Source organism: Oleiphilus sp. HI0067 (assembly GCF_001635735.1).
In genome coordinates this window covers 1-1,824 of record NZ_LWFI01001568.1, presented here as the reverse complement: position 1 = coordinate 1,824, position 1,824 = coordinate 1, and the positions used below count along the sequence as shown (strand labels likewise).

General features: G+C 44.7%; 3 protein-coding genes. All 3 read left to right on the top strand.

The window, feature by feature from the left end:
* Positions 1–302: hypothetical protein (locus A3739_RS30415; RefSeq protein ID WP_197472574.1), on the top strand; the 302-nt coding region annotated here is incomplete at its 5' end.
* 73 nt (positions 303–375) lie between these two features.
* Complete coding sequence (locus A3739_RS25580; RefSeq protein WP_197468885.1) at positions 376–1,326, top strand: biotin--[acetyl-CoA-carboxylase] ligase; 951 nt, start codon at positions 376–378, stop codon at positions 1,324–1,326.
* A partial coding sequence (locus A3739_RS25575; protein ID WP_156502837.1) for a type III pantothenate kinase occupies positions 1,323–1,824 on the top strand: 502 nt, incomplete at its 3' end. The genes A3739_RS25580 and A3739_RS25575, both read left to right, overlap by 4 nt.

Sequence of the window (1,824 nt, the reverse complement as noted above, 5' to 3'; positions counted from 1 at the left end):
CGTATGTGCGTAAAAAGTCAGATGGTGCTGACAGCAATGGTGTTGTAGGTAATAAAGGTGATGTAAAGGTGATGAATCCCGATGGGACGTACCGATATGTTGCACCGGCAGATTTGACACCAGAGGATTGGGATAGTTTGCCTGTTGGTCTTGCTTTACGTACCCGAACCCAACTTAAAGAGTTGGATTTCGGGTCTGTTGATCTAGTTCATTCATCTGGGCAGTCAGCTACCTTATTGCATGGTTTAAAATTGCAGAATGTTGATATCACGAGTGATATCACAATGACTCCGTTAGATTAACGTCTGACTTACATTGCACCGCTAAAATTTTCCTCGTTATAATTCTCATCCTTATTCCTTGATGAGATATCTAATGCACCTTTCAAATTTAATTTCAGTGCTTGCAGATGGTGAGTTTCACTCTGGTTCAGAGTTAGGTGAGCGTTTTGGTGTCAGTCGTACGGCAATTTGGAAGGCTCTTGAGGGGCTTGAGGGTCTGGGCCTTGATTATGAAAGTCATCGTGGCAAGGGGTACCGTCTTCTTTCGCCGATAGATTTGCTGGATAAAAGTAAGATCTTAAATTTTGTGTCTGATAGTCATCATGCAGACGCTCAGATTGAAGTCGTGGATACCTGTGCCTCCACTAATACTGACGTCCATTCGATTTCGGCCAATCTTCCTTATCGTGTTTTATTTTCTGAGCAGCAGAGTGCTGGGCGTGGCCGACGTGGCCGAGATTGGGTGAGTCCTTTTGGACAGAATCTATATTTCAGCGTGTGCTTCGAATGGTTTAAAGGGCCTGCGGCGCTTCAAGGTCTGAGTATTGTTGTTGGGATTGCATTGGCGCAAGTGTTGAAAGGATTGAATGTCACTGATGTTGGTTTGAAATGGCCGAATGATATTTGGATTAGTGACAAGAAAGCGGCAGGAATATTGATTGAGCTATCCGGCGAGGCTACCGGTAGCTGGCTGGTAACCATTGGTATAGGAATGAATGTGAGCATGAGTGAACGTCAGGCAAGTCAAATTGATCAGCCTTGGACTGCGATCGCTCAGCATGTAGACGTTGAAAGAAATGAATTGGCGGGTCGGTTATTGGAGAGCCTGCTGAATAATATGTCGATTTTTAGAGAAAAAGGGTTTGAGGCATATGTCGATGAGTATGGAAAGTTTGATGCGCTAAAAAATCGTTCAGTGAAAGTGATTGGGCCTGATGTAGAGGGCGTTGCTTTAGGTGTTGATTTGCAGGGCGGATTGCAGTTAAAGGTAGATGATGGAGTGAAGGTGTTTCATTCAGGTGAAGTGAGTGTGCGTCCAATATGATTCTGCAATTAGACGTTGGGAATACTAGAGCTAAATGGCGAGTGTTTGATGGTGATAGGGTATTTGGTCGCGGCGCAGAGTTGCAAGAGGATCTGTTAGATGTGCTATGCCAACAGTTGCCAAATGATGAGGATCTCTCGGTTCAGGTAACTTCGGTTGCCGGTAATCGATCGCTCGAAGATCTCATTAATTCATTAAAGTGCCGTTTTAATGTGTCTTCTATATATATAGCTCGCTCCGTAAAGCGTATGGGTGAAGTCGAATTTGGCTATAAAATTCCAGAGCATCAAGGTGTCGATCGATGTCTTGCGATGCTTGCGGCTTACTCAANGTGCTTATCGGACTATAAGGGCGTCGTGGTTGTCGATGCCGGANGTGCTTTAACTGTTGATGTTGTGAACTGTGATGGGAAGCAGGTCGATGGGTATATTGCGCCAGGCTACTCTATGCTCCGAAATTCTCTGTTAGGGCAGACCTCAAAAATTGAAGATGGCTATG